The 16,506-nt window shown below is 72.8% G+C and carries 14 protein-coding genes and 1 tRNA gene; 5 read left to right on the top strand and 10 right to left on the bottom strand.

Going from position 1 to position 16,506, the window contains the following annotated elements:
• Positions 1–136 precede the first annotated feature (136 nt).
• Positions 137–222 (top strand) — tRNA-Leu (locus tag FS641_RS00645).
• Positions 223–749: 527 nt separating this feature from the next.
• Here FS641_RS00645 and FS641_RS00640 read toward each other — a convergent pair.
• From FS641_RS00640 to FS641_RS00615, 6 genes are all read right to left on the bottom strand, one after another.
• Positions 750–2,078, bottom strand: coding sequence for an NAD(P)/FAD-dependent oxidoreductase (locus tag FS641_RS00640; protein ID WP_144758419.1), 1,329 nt, complete (start codon positions 2,076–2,078; stop codon positions 750–752).
• A 239-nt stretch (positions 2,079–2,317) separates the two neighbouring features.
• Positions 2,318–2,521: a hypothetical protein gene (locus FS641_RS00635; RefSeq protein ID WP_144758416.1), complete on the bottom strand. Its 204-nt coding sequence runs from the start codon at positions 2,519–2,521 to the stop codon at positions 2,318–2,320.
• Positions 2,518–4,302 carry a DEAD/DEAH box helicase gene (locus FS641_RS00630; protein ID WP_144759776.1) on the bottom strand — a complete coding sequence of 595 codons (1,785 nt, stop codon included), beginning with the start codon at positions 4,300–4,302 and terminating at the stop codon, positions 2,518–2,520. Before FS641_RS00630 ends, FS641_RS00635 begins: the two co-directional genes overlap by 4 nt.
• Before the next feature lie 122 nt (positions 4,303–4,424).
• Positions 4,425–5,675, bottom strand: coding sequence for a DNA polymerase IV (gene dinB / locus FS641_RS00625; RefSeq protein WP_144758413.1), 1,251 nt, complete (start codon positions 5,673–5,675; stop codon positions 4,425–4,427).
• Positions 5,672–8,014, bottom strand: coding sequence for an FUSC family protein (locus tag FS641_RS00620; protein WP_144758410.1), 2,343 nt, complete (start codon positions 8,012–8,014; stop codon positions 5,672–5,674). Before FS641_RS00620 ends, dinB begins: the two co-directional genes overlap by 4 nt.
• Positions 8,015–8,063: 49 nt before the next feature.
• On the bottom strand, positions 8,064–9,239 hold the full coding sequence (locus tag FS641_RS00615; RefSeq protein ID WP_144758407.1) for an acyl-CoA dehydrogenase family protein: 1,176 nt from the start codon (positions 9,237–9,239) through the stop codon (positions 8,064–8,066).
• Here FS641_RS00615 and FS641_RS00610 point away from each other — a divergent pair.
• Positions 9,238–10,068 carry an SGNH/GDSL hydrolase family protein gene (locus tag FS641_RS00610; protein WP_144759773.1) on the top strand — a complete coding sequence of 277 codons (831 nt, stop codon included), beginning with the start codon at positions 9,238–9,240 and terminating at the stop codon, positions 10,066–10,068. The genes FS641_RS00615 and FS641_RS00610 overlap by 2 nt on opposite strands.
• On the opposite strand, the gene FS641_RS00605 is transcribed toward FS641_RS00610, so the two are convergent.
• Positions 10,065–11,252, bottom strand: a complete 1,188-nt coding sequence (locus tag FS641_RS00605) for a D-alanyl-D-alanine carboxypeptidase family protein (RefSeq protein ID WP_186317510.1) — start codon at positions 11,250–11,252, stop codon at positions 10,065–10,067. The two genes, FS641_RS00610 and FS641_RS00605, sit on opposite strands and share 4 nt — an antisense overlap.
• 150 nt (positions 11,253–11,402) lie before the next feature.
• Positions 11,403–12,221, bottom strand: coding sequence for an RNA methyltransferase (locus FS641_RS00600; protein WP_144758400.1), 819 nt, complete (start codon positions 12,219–12,221; stop codon positions 11,403–11,405).
• Between the two features lie 109 nt (positions 12,222–12,330).
• Here FS641_RS00600 and FS641_RS00595 point away from each other — a divergent pair, with 109 nt between their 5' ends.
• Both FS641_RS00595 and FS641_RS00590 read left to right on the top strand, forming a co-directional pair.
• Positions 12,331–13,218, top strand: a complete 888-nt coding sequence (locus FS641_RS00595; RefSeq protein ID WP_144758397.1) for a Sir2 family NAD-dependent protein deacetylase — start codon at positions 12,331–12,333, stop codon at positions 13,216–13,218.
• A gap of 76 nt (positions 13,219–13,294) precedes the next feature.
• Positions 13,295–13,933, top strand: coding sequence for a histidine phosphatase family protein (locus FS641_RS00590; protein ID WP_144758394.1), 639 nt, complete (start codon positions 13,295–13,297; stop codon positions 13,931–13,933).
• A 379-nt stretch (positions 13,934–14,312) separates the two neighbouring features.
• On the opposite strand, the gene FS641_RS00585 is transcribed toward FS641_RS00590, so the two are convergent.
• Positions 14,313–14,528, bottom strand: coding sequence for a hypothetical protein (locus tag FS641_RS00585; protein WP_144758392.1), 216 nt, complete (start codon positions 14,526–14,528; stop codon positions 14,313–14,315).
• Between the two features lie 138 nt (positions 14,529–14,666).
• Between FS641_RS00585 and FS641_RS00580 the strand changes: the two genes are divergently transcribed.
• A complete protein-coding gene (locus tag FS641_RS00580; RefSeq protein WP_144758389.1) occupies positions 14,667–15,422 on the top strand; it encodes a hypothetical protein in 756 nt (251 codons plus the stop codon).
• Positions 15,423–15,431: 9 nt separating this feature from the next.
• On the opposite strand, the gene FS641_RS00575 is transcribed toward FS641_RS00580, so the two are convergent.
• Positions 15,432–16,502, bottom strand: coding sequence for a glycosyltransferase family 1 protein (locus FS641_RS00575; RefSeq protein ID WP_144759770.1), 1,071 nt, complete (start codon positions 16,500–16,502; stop codon positions 15,432–15,434).
• Positions 16,503–16,506: the final 4 nt, after the last annotated feature.

Genomic DNA, 16,506 nt, shown 5'->3' with positions numbered 1-16,506 from the left:
AGCGGCACGGGGAGGCCCTCGGACGCGCCCGGGATGCGCGGCCGTGTTCAGCGTGCGTTCACGGCCGTGCTAATGTCTTCTCCGGCAGCAACGCCGGGGAAACCCGCTGGGGCCGCCAGACAACTGAAGATCATCTGTCCGGATGGCGGAATTGGTAGACGCGCTAGCTTGAGGTGCTAGTGCCCGTATTAGGGCGTGGGGGTTCAAGTCCCCCTTCGGACACGCAGTGTTGAGACACGCGGCGAACGGCTCACCTTCGGGTGGGCCGTTCGTTTTTGTGTGCCCGCTCGCTCGTGGGGAGTCGTGGCTCGGTTGTGCGCGCATGGTTGCGCGCGCAAGGAGCGACAGGGTCGCTGTCGTACGACGTCGACGATGTCGCTGCCCCGCGTCCGCATCCGTTGCGCGTGCAAGGAGCGACAGGGTCGCTGTCGTACGACGTCCGCACCGTCGCATCGAGTCGGAGCCCGGGGCACAGCAGCACGACGACTCCCGAGGTCGTTGCTCCCGCAACGAGCGACAGGGGCGCTGTCGTACGACGTCGACGATGTCGCTGCCCCGCGCACGCAACCGTCGCGCGCGCGGGGAGCGACAGGGTCGCTGTCGTACGACATCCGCACCGTCGCACCGAGTCGACCGGCGCCGCGAGCGGGCAGTCGGTAGCGCCGGACCCGACGCACCCGGCCCCACGACGGACGGGAGGCGCGGTGCCAGCCGGCACCGCGCCTCCCGTCCTGCAGGCGGTCGCCCGCTCAGCCCTTGGTCACCTCGACGAAGTTCTGACGCGGGTCGGTCTCCTTGATGAGGGACGTGGCGTCACGGCCGGACACCGCACCGGTGACCCAGCCGATGACGATCCGGACCTTGCGGTTCAGCGTCGGCATCGCGTACACGTGGTACGACCGGTGCGCCAGCCACGCGAGCAGGTTCGTCATCTTGATGCCCTTGATGTTCGCGGCGCCCTTGGCGACACCGTACGACGCGACGGTGCCGATCGATGGGTGGCGGTACTCCTCGAGCGGCTTGCCGGTGATCGTCGCGACGACGTTGTCCGCGGCCACGACAGCCTGACGGACGGCGTTCTGCGCGTTCGGCGGGTAGTACGCCGGCTGCTTCTCCGCGGTCAGGTCGGGGACCTGTGCGACGTCGCCGAGGCCCCAGACGCCGGGGACGACCTCGTGGGTGTCCTCGGCCTCGACCTGGAGCTTCGCGTTCGCGGCGAGGTGCCCCTTCGGTCCGCGGGGCAGGTCGGTGGCGTCGAGGAGCGGGTTCGGCTTGACGCCGGCGGTCCAGACGAGCAGCCCGGTGGCGAACTCGTCGCCGTCTGAGAGCTTGACGACGCCGCCCTCACAGCTCGGCATCGTGGTCTTCAGGCGGACGTCGATGCCACGGGCGCGGAGGGACTCGAGGGTCCACTTCGACAGCTCCGGACCGACCTCGGGCGCGACACGGTCGAGCGCGTCGATGAGCACCCAGCGGGGCTGCTCCCCCGCGAGCGACGGGTAGGTCTTGATGGCGGCCTGCGAGACGTCGAACAGTTCACCGATCGCCTCGACGCCGGTGTAGCCGCCGCCGATGAAGATGCTGGTCAGGAGTCGGCGACGCTCGTCCTCGTCACGGGTGGCAGCGGCCTTCGCGATGTTGTCGAGCAGCTTCGCGCGGACGTAGGCGGCCTCCTCGACGCTCTTGAAGCCGACGCCGACCTCCTCGAGCCCCGGGGTCGGGAATGTCCGGGTGACCGAGCCGAGCGCGACGACGAGCTGGTCGTAGCCGAGCGTGCGGTCGTCGCCACCGGCGGTCGCGATCGAGACGGTCTTGTCCTTCGACGAGATCCCGGTGACCTTGCCCTGGATGACCCGGGTCTTGCGCAGCGCACGACGCAGCTCGAAGGTGACGTCCTTCGGGGCGATGTGGCCCCCGGCGACCTCGGGCAGGAACGGCAGGTACGTGTAGTACGTGTTCTGGTCGACGAGGGTGATGCGCATCGGCACCGTCGCCGCGTGCTTCTGCAGCTGCTTGACGGTCGTGTAGCCGGCTGAACCGCCGCCGAGGACGAGGACGTGAGGGATGGAGTCTGCCATTCCTCCGGTCTACTCGAAGAACGACCGTCTCGTCATGTCCGCCGCGCGGAAGCGGCGAATCGGCCAGCGACGAGTTGGGCCGACGGGGATCGGCGACGGTCACCGCCGTGCGCCGGCGCCGCGCCACCGACCGGCGCCGACCTGCGCCGACGCCACGCCACCGCTGCGCCGCGCCGCGCCAGCGCCACCGCCGCGCCGCGCCGCGCCAGCGCCACGCCACCGATGTGTGTTGCGCCCGGTCAACGCCGCCGGTCGCGGAGCCGCCACCAGGCCGTCTCGGCGAGGTCGACCCCGAGGTACACGCCGTGCGCGGTCCGCCGCGACTCGGTGAGGCTGAAGCGCCGGAGCCGGTACCCGCCGCCGAACCGGTCGATGATCGCCTCGGGCGACGACGACTCGTCGCGCTTGACGAGCCACGTGCGGTCGTCGACGGCGACGATCACCGACGACCGCCGATGCGGGACCGGAGGATGTCGATGCGCTTCTGGATCTGCTCGATGCTCGCCTGCGCGACGGCCGGCCCACCGCTCATCCGACGGAGCTCCGCGTGGATGGCGCCGTGCGGCTCGTTCGCGTGCCGCGACCAGATGGACACGAGCCGGTGCAGCTCCGACCGCTGCTCCTTGATCGTCATGTACATCGGGCGGTTCTCGGGTTCGGCGACCTTCGGCTGGCCGTCCTTCACCGCTCGGCCCTTGGAACGCTTCGCCTGCGTGGCCTGGCGGGCGCGGAGCAGGTCGCGCACCTGGTCGGGTTCGAGGAGCCCGGGGATGCCGATGAAGTCGAGTTCCTCGAGCGAGCCGATCTCCCCGCCGGTGCCGAACTCACCACCGTCGTAGAGCACGCGGTCGAAGGAGGCTTGCGAGTCGAGCGCCTCGAACGGCTGCACGTCGAGCAGGCTCTCGGACGCGCGGTCCTCCTTGTTGGCCTCGGCGACCATCGCGTCCTCGGGGTTGTACATCCCGTCGTCGGCGTCCTTCGGCCGGTCGAGCGCGTGGTCCCGCTCCAGCTCGAGGGTCGCCGCGAGGGCCATCAGCCCGGGCACGCTCGGCAGGAACACGGACGCGGTCTCCCCCCGGCGTCGGGCCCGCACGAAGCGGCCGATGACCTGCGCGAAGAAGAGCGGGGTGCTGGCGCTGGTGGCGTAGACGCCGACGCAGAGCCGCGGGACGTCGACGCCTTCGGAGACCATCCGCACCGCGACCATCCACCGGGACGTGTCCGCGGCGAAGGCGCCGATGCGGCTCGACGCCGCGGCCTCGTCGGAGAGCACCACGGTCGGGCGCTCCCCGGTGATCTGCTGCAGGATCCTGGCGTAGGCGCGCGCGGTCGTCGTGTCGGTGGCGATCACCAGGCCACCCGCGTCCGGGACGCCACGACGGACCTCCGTCAGCCGCTTGTCGGCGGCTGAGAGCACCGCCGGCATCCACTCGCCGTCGGGCGACAGCGCGGTCCGCCAGGCCTGCGCGGTGATGTCCTTCGTGACCTGCTCGCCGAGGGACGCCGACATCTCGTCGCCCATCCGGGTCTTCCAGCGCATCTGACCGGCGTAGGCCATGAACAGCACCGGGCGGACGACGCCGTCCTGCAGCGCCCGCCCGTAGCCGTAGTTGTAGTCGGAGATCGAGGTGCGGATGCCCTGCTCGTCGGGGGCGTACTGCACGAACGGGATCGGTGCCGTGTCCGACCGGAACGGGGTCCCCGACAGCGAGAGCCGTCGGGTCGCACCACTGAACGCCTCCCTGATGCCGTCGCCCCACGTGAGCGCGTCGCCGCCGTGGTGCACCTCGTCGAGGACGACCAGCGTGCGGCCGCCCTCGGTGATCGTCTTGTGCACCTCGGGGTTCATGCCGACCTGCGCGTAGGTGATCGCAACGCCCTGGTAGTGCCGGCCGAACATGCCGTCGCCGTTCTTGAACATCGGGTCGATCCGGATCCCGACACGGTCGGCGGAGTCGGCCCACTGCCGCTTGAGGTGCTCGGTGGGCGCGACGACCACGAGACGGTCGACCGTGCCCCTGGCGAGCAGTTCGGTCGCGAGCCGGAGCGCGAACGTCGTCTTGCCGGCACCGGGGGTGGCGGCGGCGAGGAAGTCCCGTGGTTCGGTCTCGAAGTACTTCGTCAGCGCCTCGACCTGCCACGCACGGAGCTTCGAGGCGGTGCCCCAGGCGGCGCGGTCCGGGAAGGCGGGCGACAGGTGCTCGGCTGCCGCGTTGCCGGCGATCTCGGCGAGTTCCGCCGGTGCGAGTTCGGTGGACGACGCCGGGGCCTGGTCGGTCTGGGGACCGACGGCCGCGGGCTGCTGGTCTTCGTACTCCGCTGCGCTCACTGTCCCCGATTCTACCGTCACCCGATGTCCTGTCGGGCGTGCGGCGGACGCTGCTCGGGCGCCCCGCGGACGAGCGACGCGGGCCGGAGCACGCCGGCGCCGAAGCGAGCGGTGACGGCGTCGACGGTGGTCTCCGTGTCGCGCCACGGCGCGTCGTCGTCCCACAGCGCGTTGCTCGCGGCCGTCGGCACGAGGTTCTCCCCGCGGACGCCGATCAGCCGGATCCGGTTCCCCGGGGTGTGCAGGGCGTCGTAGAGCTCGACGGCTTCGCGGTGGATGCGACGGGCGACGTCGGTCGGCTCCACCAGCGTGCGCGACCGCGTCAGGGTCGTGAAGTCGGTGTACCGGACCTTGAGGGCGACCGTGCGCGCCTGCACGTCCGCGCGGCGCATCCGTACGGCGACCTTCTCGGCCAGGCGGAGGAGCTCCCGCGCCACGGCGTCGCGCTCGGTGAGGTCGGTGCCGAACGTGACCTCGTGCCCGATCGACTTCTCGCCGACCGCGGTGTCGACGACGCGCGGGTCACGCCCCCACGACAGGTCGTGCAGGCGCTGCCCGCCGGCGGGACCGATCGCCGACACGAGCGAGCCGAGCGGAGTCGTCGCGAGGTCACCCACGGTGCGGATCCCCCGCCGCTCGAGGACCTCCTGCGTCTTCCCGCCGACGCCCCACAGCGCGGAGACCGGCTGCGGATGCAGGAACGCCACGGTGTCGGCGGCGGGGACGACCAGCAGGCCGTCCGGCTTGGCGCGACTCGAGGCGAGCTTCGCCACGAACTTCGTCGAGGCGGCGCCCACCGAGCAGTGCAGGCCCGTCTCGTCGAACACGGCACGACGGATCGCGGTCCCGATCTCCCACGGCGTGCCGTACAGGCGGACGGCACCGGCGACGTCGAGGAAGGCCTCGTCGATGCCGAGGCGCTCGACCCGCGGCGTGAAGCGGTCGAACACGGCCATCACGGCGGCGGACTTCGCCTGGTACTTCTCGAAGTGCGGCTCGACGATGACCGCGTTCGGGCACCGGCGTCTCGCGACGGCCATCGGCATCGCGGAGTTGACGCCGTACTTCCGGGCCTCGTAGGTCGCCGCGGTCACCACCGATCGGTCGGAGTCGTGCCCGACGATCACCGGGAGCCCGCGGAGGTCGGGCCGGTCGAGCAGCTCGACGGAGGCGAAGAACGCGTCCATGTCGACGTGCAGCACGGTGGCCGTCACGTCGGCGACCGGGTGGTCGGAGACGAGCCGGTTGCTTCCGTCCTGCTTGCTCACGCGACGATCGTGCCACCACCCGCCGACATCGGACGGGACGCGCCGCCCGCGACCGGCATGTCGACGCGCTCCGCGAAGAGCGCGAGCGACTCGTCGATACGTCCGAGCGCGTGCACGCGGGCCCGCACCGCGTCGGCGTCCGGATCGGCACCCGCCGTCGACGGCAACGACCGCAGCACCTCGTCGAGCCGCTCGGTGATCCGGGTCCACGTACCGCCGCCGTCTCCGTCGACGCGGCCCTCACCGCCGGATGCCCTGACGGGGCCGGCCACGACGCGGTCCGCCAACGCGTCGACGGACGCCGCGAGCGTCTCCGCCGCACCACGCAGGGTGGCGGGGAGGTCCGCCGGGGCCACACCGGGCCTCCCGGCCAGCTCCCGCGCGAACGCCGCAGCCGCCTGCAGGGAGGCGCGCACCCGCGCGTCGGCGCGCGCCGGTCCGCCGGTCGGGAAGCCGACCATCGGTCGCAGCACCGCCTCGAGTTGGTAGGTGGCCGTGTCGACGGCGCGCGACCGGTTCCGCAGGTCGAGCGGATCCGGCCGGGAGGCCGTGGTCGCCTCCGGCGCGTCGGCGTCCACCCCGACCGTGGCCAGCACGAACGCGCGCATCGCGACCAGCTGCCGCCGGACGGCGCGGCGCACCACGCGCCGGGTCGCGACCGGCAGCACGACGAGGCTGACGAGCACCGCGACGGACGCGCCGAGGAGGTTCTCGGCGAGTCGCATCGGGATGAGCAGGTCCGTGAACGTGCCGGACCAGGCGTACACCTGGCACAGCACGACCACCAGGCACGCCGCCCACACCGCGTACACACCGCCGAAGCCGTACGTCCCCACCGCGAGGAGGACACAGACGAGCACCATCGTCGCCCAGGGGTGGTCCGTGCCGAGGACGTGGACCAGCACGATCCCGACCAGCCCGCCGGCGACCGTGCCGACGCCCCGGTGGATCCCCTTGCGGACGCGTTCGTGCGTGGTGTTGGTGCCCGCGAACACGATCATCACGCCGATGACGCCCCAGTAGAAGCGACTGCCGTCGAGGAGCAGCGCCAGGGGTTCGGTGACCGCGACGGCGACGGCGGCCTGCACGGCGGTGCGGAGCGAGGCGGTCAGGTGGAAGCGGCGCCACGGCCCCTCGGCGAGTTCGTCGGCCAGCACCGGCACCGCACCCACCGGTCGGCCGCCGGCGAGGACCACGGGTGAGGCGAACGGTACGGCGTCGCCAGACCGCGGGAGTGCGTCGCGGAGCCCGCGCCAGCGGACACCGGCCGTGCGCAGGTCCGCGAACTCCGCCTGCATGCGGCGCACGAGTGCGGCCGTCCTGGCTCCGGTGTCGTCCGCGCTGGCGGTGATCGCGAACCGCGCTGCGAGGGTGCGGCCGGCCTCGTCGCCGGCGCTGCCGCCGTGCCGCAGCACGATGGTGAAGGCGCGGAGGGCGGCGTGACGGACGTCCTCGGGGGCTCCCTGTCCGACGAGGTCCGCGGCGGCACGGCCGAGCTCGTCGACGGCGAAGTGCGTGTCGAAGACCAGACGGTGCAGCTCGTCGGCGGTGTCGTCGGCGCCGCTCGCCGCCAGCATGCCGTCCACCGTCAGGGCGATCTCGTGGTACTGCGCACGTCGACGCCGGAGCCGTCGGAGGGCACGGTCGCGAGATCCGCGGTCGTCGGCGGTGGCGAGGAGCGCCGTCGCGGCCTCGAGCACGTCGGACCCCCTGGCGAGGAACCCGCGTCGGGTCCGCATCAGCGACCGGTACGGGTCCGGCCGGAGCAACGCGGTCCTGATCGCGATCGTCGCCGCGAGGGAGGCGCCGACCACGAGCGACAGCGGCACCGCCGCCGTCTCCGGCAGCGGGAGGAGCAGACCGCAGAGGTAGCCGGCGAAGGCGACCACGGCGGCGTCCGACGCCCACGTCCCCCACTGGGACGCGAGGAACTGGACGAAGAGCAGCACGACGATGAGCGCGAGCTCGAGGACGCGGAACGGGTGCAGCGCGATGCTGCCGGCGAGGGCGGCGACGAACGGCACGATGACGGCCGCGGTCCGTCCGGCGACGCGTCCGGGGCCGGGGTCGACGATCACCAGGCAGGTGATGAACGCCGGCATGGCACCGATCATCAGCCCGAGGACCGCCGGCAGCCCGAAGGACACCGCCACGGCGTACCCGACCGCCATCCCGGCGAGGACGCAGAGCAGCGTGCGGAGGGCCCCGTCGCTCTTGACGAGCCCCGGGTCGAGGACGAGCAGTCGGTCCCAGAGGCGCTGCCGTCGTGACCGGCGGCGCGGTGCCGGACGGTGGTGCGGTGTCGGCCGTTCGGTCGTCGCGTCCGTCGTGCTCGTCACCTGACGCATCGCCTCCTGTTGGTCGGACGCCAACAGTACCGCAGTGGAACTAGTTGCCGGCTGGGACCGGGCCGAGCACGTCCGCCGCGATCGTCCGCGCTGCCGAGTCCCGCGACGAGGGGTGGTACTGGCCGGCCCGGACGTCCCTGGTCAAGCGTGCGAGCTCGCTCGACGCCCGGAAGGCGCTCCCGCCGACGATGCGGGTGGCCTCGTCCACCACGTGCTGCGCGGCGTCGACCGTGCGCGCCTTCGTCCCGACGAGCAGCGGGAACCACCTGGACCCGTGGTCCACGAGCTCGTCCACGTCGCGGGCGAGGGCGTCCACCTGCAGCGCCACCGCGTCGACGGCGCCGCGCATGTCGGCGACCGCCCGACGGACGTCGGGGTCCTCGGCACGTGCGGACGCGTCCATGCCGCGGCGCGCGCGGACGTGCTCGACCGCGAGGGCGAGCGCCCGCTCCGCGATCCCGACGTACACCGCGGCGACGAGGAGCTCGAACGCCGCGAACACCCCGAACACGAGCGGGTCCGCGGTCGGACCGACGGGCAGCGTCCGCACGATGCGGTCCGCCGGCACGTGCAGTCCCTCGAGCACGGTCGTCCGGCTCTGCGTCGCGCGCATGCCGAGCGTGTCCCAGTCGTCGAGGTGCCGCACGCCGCCGTCCGAGCGCAGGGCGAACCCGTGGACCAACCGCGGCTCGGCCCCCGTCGTGTCCTTGCCGAAGACGCTCAGCACGTCCCACGCCGGCGCCAGCGACGTCGACACCTTCGTCCCGGTGAACCGGTAGCCGCCCGCCCCGTCCGGCACCGCGTCGGTCAGCGAGTCGAACAGCACCCGGTCGTTGCCCGGTTCGCTGACCCCGAAGGCCAGCAGGTGGTCCGCGGCCGCGTGGTGGGTGACGGACTGGAGGAACGACCCGCCCCGCGCGGACACGCTGCGGGCCGCCTGCACCCAGACCTGGTGCATGCCGAGCCCGAGCGCCGTCGCCGGCGCCACCCGGGCGATCGTCCGCTGCACGGCAGCGGTCGCGCGCAGCCCGAGTCCGGATCCCCCGTCGGCGACCGGGACACCGATGCGCAGGTATCCGGCCGCACGCAGCTCGTCGAGGTCCTCGGTGCAGAAGCGGTTCTCGGCGTCGTACCCGGGCGCCCGCTCCGCCATCGCGTCCAGGAGGTCTTCCGGGACCGACCAGAGGTGCTCGGTCGTGGCCTGTGCCGTGCTCATGGGACGAGACTACGGTTCAGGGGTGACAGAGTTCGAGGGGACGCCGACGCGTCCGGCGTGGTCCAGGTACGTCGCGATCGGTGACTCGTTCACCGAGGGACTGGGCGACCCCGACCCCACCGCGCCCGGCGGCCACCGTGGCTGGGCGGACCGTGTCGCGGAGGTCCTGGCCACCCGGACCGACGACTTCGCCTACGCGAACCTCGCGATCCGCGGTCGGCTGCTCCAGGGCATCGTCGACGAGCAGGTCGAGCCAGCGCTCGCACTCGGCCCCGACCTGATCACGGTCTCCGCCGGCGGCAACGACATCATCCGACCGGGCTCCGACCCGGACGAGCTCGCATCCCGCTTCGACCGCGCGGTCGCCGACCTCACCCGCGACGGCGCGACGGTCGTCGTGTTCACCGGCCCGGACGTCGGGATGACCCCGGTCCTCGGCCTCGTGCGCGGCAAGGCGGCCATCTACAACGAGCACGTACATGCGATCGCGCTGAAGCACGGTGCGCTGGTGGCCGACATGTGGGCCCTCCGCGTGCTCCGGGACCCGCGGATGTGGGCACCCGACCGGCTGCACCACTCCCCGACCGGGCACGCCACCATCGCCGCCGCCGTGCTCGACACCCTCGGGGTGCCGCACGAGCTCGAGGCGTTCACGCCGGAGCCCCTCGTCGCCCGCCCCTGGCGTGAGGCCCGTGCCGAGGACCTCGGCTGGGCCAGGGAGTACCTCGTGCCGTGGGTGGTCCGCCGGATCCGGCACACCTCGTCCGGGGACGGCATCACCCCGAAGCGCCCGGAGCTGGGGCCGGTCTCCGGAAGCGAGAACGCCTAGGAGCCCTCGAACGGGTTCGTCCAGCGCCACCAGATCCCCGGGTCCGGGATGGCCTGCTCGAGGACGAGCGGCATCGTCACCGGGTCGTGGTCCGTGATCGTGAAGCGGACCCGGCCGACCCGCTCACCCTTCGTCCCGAGCGTGACCGGGTCGAGCTTCGTCGTCGCCCGCACCGTCGTCTTCCCCCACACCAGGACCTCGGACGCGGACCTCGTCACCGCGTCGGTCTCGTCCTTCCACGGCGTCGAGTACGTGCCGAAGGTCTGCCCGGCGTGCGCCAGGGTCACGACGTGGAAGTTGTCCGCGACGGAGTGCAGCAGCCGCTGGACGTCGGCGTCGAGCGCCGTGTGGTCCGTCCCACCGAGCATCGCGCCGATCACCGTGACCGGCTCCCCACCGCGCTGGTAGGTCGCGGCGAAGAGCAGGCACGCGCCGGCCTCGTCGAGGGTGCCGGTCTTGATCCCCTCGACGCCGTCGATGCCGAGCAGCTTGTTCGAGTTGACGATGTCGCCGACGTTCGGCACGGTCGTCGTCTTCGTGCCGACGACCTCCTTCACCACCGGGTTCGCGAGCGCGAGCTGTCCGAGGTCGACCAGGTCCGTCGCCGTCGAGGTGTTCGCCGGGTCGAGGCCCGTCGGCTCGTGGATGGACGTCTCGTCGAGTCCGTGCGCCTTCAGCCACGCCGACGCAGCCTTCTGGTAGGCGTCCAGCGATCCGAACGCCCAGATCGCCAGCGACCCCGCGTAGTTGTTCGCGGACTTCATGAGCATGACCTGCAGGGTCTGGTACTCGGAGAGCTGCAGCCCCGGCGGCATCGGCGCGACCTCACCGTTCACCGCGAGGTACTTGGCGTACAGCCCCTGCATCTCCGGCGTGAACGTGATCTGCGGGCCTGCCTGTCCCTGCGACAGGGGCTTCGCGTCGAGCACCACGAGCGCCGTGACGACCTTCGAGATGCTCGCGATCGACCGCGGCTTCGTGTCACCGCTCGTGCGGAGGCTCTCCGGGAAGCCCGGCGCCTCCACCGCGGTGGCACCGTACGTCGGGAAGCTCAGGTCCGGGAGCGTCGCCGTGGGTGCGGCGTACGAGGTGGTCGTGGCGCTCGCCGGGGAGAACGGCACGACGGCGGCGGCGACGAGGTAGCCCACCGCGAGGACGAGCACCGCGACGACGGAGATCGTCACCGGCCTCCTGATGGCGGAGCGGGGGCGACGGACGACACGTGACACGAGCACCGAGGGTACCGGGGCCGGGTACCGGCCATCTGCGGAACCGCCGGGGTGTGGACGAACCGGGTCGAGCCTCCAGGCTGTGGAGGACTCGAGACCGACCGGCTACGACCGCGCGCGCTGCGCAGCGGCGACGGCCCACAGACCGACGGCGCTCGCCGCCGCGACGTTCAGCGAGTCGACGCCGTGGTGCATCGGGATCCGGACCGTCGTGTCGGCGGCGGCGATCGCGGCCGGGGTGAGGCCCTGCCCCTCGGTGCCCATCACGAGCGCGACCCGGTCGGGCACGTCCGCGGCGAAGGCGTCCAGGTCGACCGAGCGGTCGGTGAGCGCCATCGCGGCGAGGTGGAAGCCCTGCGCCCGCAGCTCCTCACCGGCCGCCGGCCACTCGCCGATCCGGGTCCACGGGACCTGCAGGACCGTGCCCATGCTGACGCGGACGCTGCGTCGGTACAGCGGGTCGGCGCAGCGCGGACTGACCAGGACGGCATCGGCACCGAGGCCGGCGACGCTCCGGAAGACCGCACCGACGTTCGTGTGGTCGACGACGTCCTCGAGCACGACGACGAGCTTCGCATCGCGCACGACGTCCTCGACGCGCGGCAGCTCCGGGCGCTGCATGGCCGCGATGGCGCCGCGGTGCATCCGGAAGCCGGTGAGGTCCTCGAGCAGGTCGTCCGGGCCGACGAACACGGGGCCGTCGTGGTCGGCCACGAGCGGCAGGACGCTGTCGAGCCACTTCTCCTGCACGAGGATGCTCCGCGGGACGTGCCCGGCGCGGACGGCCCGCTCGATCACGGTGTTCGACTCCGCGATGTACAGCCCGCCCTCCGGCTCGGACACCCGGCGGAGGGCGACGTCGGTGAGGCGCGCGAAGTCGTCGAGGCGGGGGTCGTCGATGGAGTCGATGTGGACGGGGAGCAACGGTTCTCGTTCCGGGTGGGGCGGCTTCCGACCGGGACGCGGCGGAGTGGGGCTCGCGGCACCGGGGAAGGAGCGGGGACGGTCGGCTGTTGAGGGTACCGTGAACGTGATGGCGACGAGCGAACCGACCGGGACACCAGGCGCGGCCGACGGCGGGGTCGCGGCCGCCGACGGCGGTGCAACGACGGACGTCGACCGGGTCGTGGAACTGCTCGCCGGCAAGCGCGTGGCCGTGCTGTCCGGCGCTGGGCTGAGCACCGACTCCGGCATCCCGGACTACCGCGGCGGCGGCCGTGTCATCCGGAAGCCGATGACCTTCCAGGAGTTCCGCGCCGACCCGGCCAAGCGGCAGCGCTACTGGGCGGGGTCGCACCTCGGCTGGCGGACCTTCGCCGCCGCCCGGCCGAACGCCGGACACCAGGCGCTCGCCGCCCTCGAACGCGCCGGCGTCGTGTCCGGCGTGATCACCCAGAACGTGGACGGCCTGCACCTCCGCGCCGGCTCGCGCCGCGTGGTCGAGATCCACGGCTCGATGGACCGCGCGGTGTGCCTCACGTGTGGCCAGGTGTTCGCCCGTGCCGACCTCGCCGCCGTCCTCGACGACCTGAACCCCTGGATCGACGAGCCCGGCACCGTGCGACTCCAACCCGACGGGGACGTCGAGATCACGGACGTCGAACGCTTCGTCGTGCCGGACTGCACGGTGTGCGGCGGCGTGCTGAAGCCCGACGTGGTGTTCTTCGGCGAGTTCGTCCCCACCGAGAAGTTCTCCGAGTCGGTCTCGATCGTCGCCGATGCCGACGCGCTGCTCGTCGTCGGGTCCTCGCTCACGGTGAACTCCGGCGTCCGGCTCGTCGACCACGCGGCCCGGCGGAAGCACCCGGTCGTGATCGTCAACCGCGGGGCGACGCGGAGCGACCGACGGGCCGCGGTCAAGCTCGACGGCGGCACCACGGAGACCCTCGTCGCACTCGCGGCACGGCTGGGCACGGTCTGACCCGCTCCTGCCCGCGCCGACGTCACGCGGTGGTGGCCGGTCCGAGGTGTGCGCGGGCGTCTGTCATGATCGAGACGTGACGACCACCCTGTACCTCGTCCGCCACGGCGAGACCGACTGGAACAAGCAGCGCCGCATCCAGGGCTCGACGGACATCCCGCTGAACGACACCGGGCGCGCCCAGGCCGCGGCGTCCGCGGAGCTCCTCGCTCGGCGGTCGTTCGACGCCGTCGTCGCGTCGCCGCTGTCCCGCGCCGCCGAGACCGGGGCGATCATCGCCGCACGGCTCGGCCTGCCGGAGCCGTCGACGTACGCGGGGCTCGCGGAGCGCTCCTACGGCGAGGCGGAGGGGCTGACCGACGACGAGGTCCTCGAGCGCTACCCGCACGACGACATCCCCGGCCGCGAGTCCCGCGCCGCGCTGCTCGCCCGGGTGACGGAGACCCTCGGCGAGGTCGCGGTGCGCTACGACGGCGGGGTGATCGTCGTCGCCACGCACGGCGCGGTGATCCGGAGCGTCGTCGAGGCAGCCGTGCCGTCGACGGCCGACCGGGAGCGCACCGCGATCCGGAACGGGTCGATCCACTCGTTCCGGTGGGACCCGGAGCGCTTCCACGCCGAGCTCGTGCGCTTCGACGACCCCATCGAGGACGTGTCCGACGCGCCGGGCAAGTACGCGTTCGAGTACCAGAACCCGCTCGAGCGGCGCGGCTGAGGTGTCCTGACGGGTCGGACTCGACCCGATGCGACACGGTCGACGTCGTACGACGACCACCATGTTGTTCCGCAGCGACGCCGCGCGCCCCGCAGCGCGGCCTGCACCGCGCGACGCCGCCCTCCCCGCGCGGAGTCTCGACCCGATGCGACACGGTCGACGTCGTACGACGACGGCCATGTCGTTCCGCAGCGACGCCGGCCGTCCCGCGCGCGGAGTCTCGACTCGATGCGACACGGTCGACGTCGTACGACGACAATCATGTCGTTCCGCAGCGACTCGCCCGCCCCGCAGCGACAGCGCCCGCAGCCTCACGACGCCGCCCGCCCCGCAACGCGACGGAACGCGCCCATCACCCGAGCGGCACCGTGCGAGCGGCTCAGGCGCCGGGACCGCCGGTGAACCCGGTCGCGCCGTCCGGACGTGCTGCCTTCGCGTTCGCGGTGCGGATCTCCTGGTCGGCATCGACGCCGGCGCGCGGCGCGAGGGGGTCCTCGAGGCCGCGGAGCGCCCGCGTGCGGCGAGCGGCGCGGACCCCGACCACGAGACCGAGCGCGACGATGGCCAGGAACACGACGAGCAGGGTGACGAACACGCCGCCAGGCTAGACGAGCACCGTGCGAGCCCGGGCAGGACGTTGTCGGATCGTTGTCTCCCGGTGCCTCCTCGGCCCCGGGCCTCGGACTAGCATCCGGAGCACCCGTCGGCGCGAGCCCGCGGGTGAGGGGACGACATGACGACCGACGGACCGACACCGACGGGCCGGCACCGCGACTGGTCCGACGACGACAGCGACGACGACATCGACCGAGCGTTCGGGCCGGACACGTCGAGCGTCCCGGTCCGCACCACCCCGCAACGCGTCCGTTCGTGGACGCTGCTCCTCGCTGGCGTCGTGGTGGTCGCGGCGGTCATCGTCTTCGTGTTGTCGATGATCGTCGGCAGCGTGCAGACCGGTCTCGGGGGCGTGTTCCCCCGTCCCGACGCGAGTGCCGAGCAGTTCACGTCGGCGGCGTCGGCGCTCCCGGGTGTCACCAGGGCCGTCGCCGGGGAGCCGACGAAGACGTCGTTCGCGAGCTACGACGTCACCGCGACGGTCACGGCAGCCGCCGACCTCCCGCCGGACCAGCGGAGGACACTCGTCGACGGACTGAGCGACAGCGCCGCCCACGCGAGCGGCAACGGCGTGCACGTCTGGGCGGTGGCGGACCTCGGCGACGTCGCGGTCGGCGTCTCACCCTCGCGGGAGCGCACCGACCAGCGGCTCGAGCTCGCGCAGACGCTCCGGCAGGTCGCCGGCGTGCAGTCGGTGCGCTGCGGTTGGACGGACACGGGCGAGGCCCGCGACGACTCCCCCGCCGGGCAGGCCGTGCACGTCGAGACCGCGCCGACCGGTGTCGACGTCGCCGCCGTGCAGGCGCAGGTCACGGACGCCGTGCACCGGGTCTTCCCCGAGGCCCGTGTCGAGGTGACCGCCGCCGGGCAGTGACCGCCCCGCTCAGCCGCGCCGCGCCTCCACGGCCCGCTCGACCGCGCGGACGACCTGCTCAGCCGAGTCCACCCACCGGAACCGGGCCGCGCGCACGACCGACGCCTCCGAGGCGGCGTCCCACCGCGCCTCCAGTCGGCGGACGGCCGCCGCGACCGCTGACGGCGACGCCGGGTCGAAGTACTCCGCGGCGTCCCCGCCGATCTCCCGGAAGATCGGGATGTCGCTGACCGCGACCGGGGTGCCGACGCCCATCGCCTCGACGAGCGGGATGCCGAAGCCCTCGTCGTACGACGCCGTCACGAGGGCGGTGGCCGACCGGAGGGTGTCCAGGTACTCCGCGTCCGAGGCACCGTCGTGGAACACCACCGCGCCCTCGCCGGCGAGTCCGGACAGCCGCGCACGGTCCGCGGCCGAGACCGACGACATGCAGTGCAGCGTCCAGTCCGCACCGAGCAGCGGCAGTGCCGCGACGAGCGTCTCGACGTTCTTGTACGGCATGAACGAGCCCATGTAGACCAGGGTCTTCGTCCGCTCGCCGTCGCTCGCGCGCCGCGGCGCCGGGTCGGCCGCGTTGTGGGCGACCGTGACGGGACGCTTCGTCAGGTGGTGCGCGGCGATGAGGCCGGCCGTCGTCTCCGAGACCGTCACCACGCCGTCCGCGCCGTTCAGCAGCAGCCGCTGCGGCGCCCAGGACAGGTGGAAGGCCCGCCAGCCCAGCCGGATCGGCCAGGAGAACTCCCGCGGGGGCGTCCGGTTCCGGTAGTAGATGAGGTCGTGCAGCGTGAGCACGAGGGCGTACCGCCGCCCCCGGGATCCCATCGTCTGCATGGGCGAGAAGACCGCGTCGAGGCCGAGGCGGTTCACGTGTCGGGCGACGAACGGCTCGCCGGCGTCCGTGGGCGCCGGGATGCGCACCCACGGCAGGCCCTCGGGCAGCGACGCGAGCTGCCGCTCGTCGGAGACGAGCAGCGTGTAGTCGTGCCGGTCGGGCAGGTGGGCGACCACACCGGCGGTGAACCGGCTGATCCCGTCGTGCCGCCCGATCCGCACGTAGCGGCAGTCGATCCCGATGCGCAGACGG

Source organism: Curtobacterium sp. 9128, from assembly GCF_007673775.1.
Classification (GTDB): domain Bacteria; phylum Actinomycetota; class Actinomycetes; order Actinomycetales; family Microbacteriaceae; genus Curtobacterium.
This window is presented reverse-complemented; position numbering and strand designations above follow the sequence as displayed.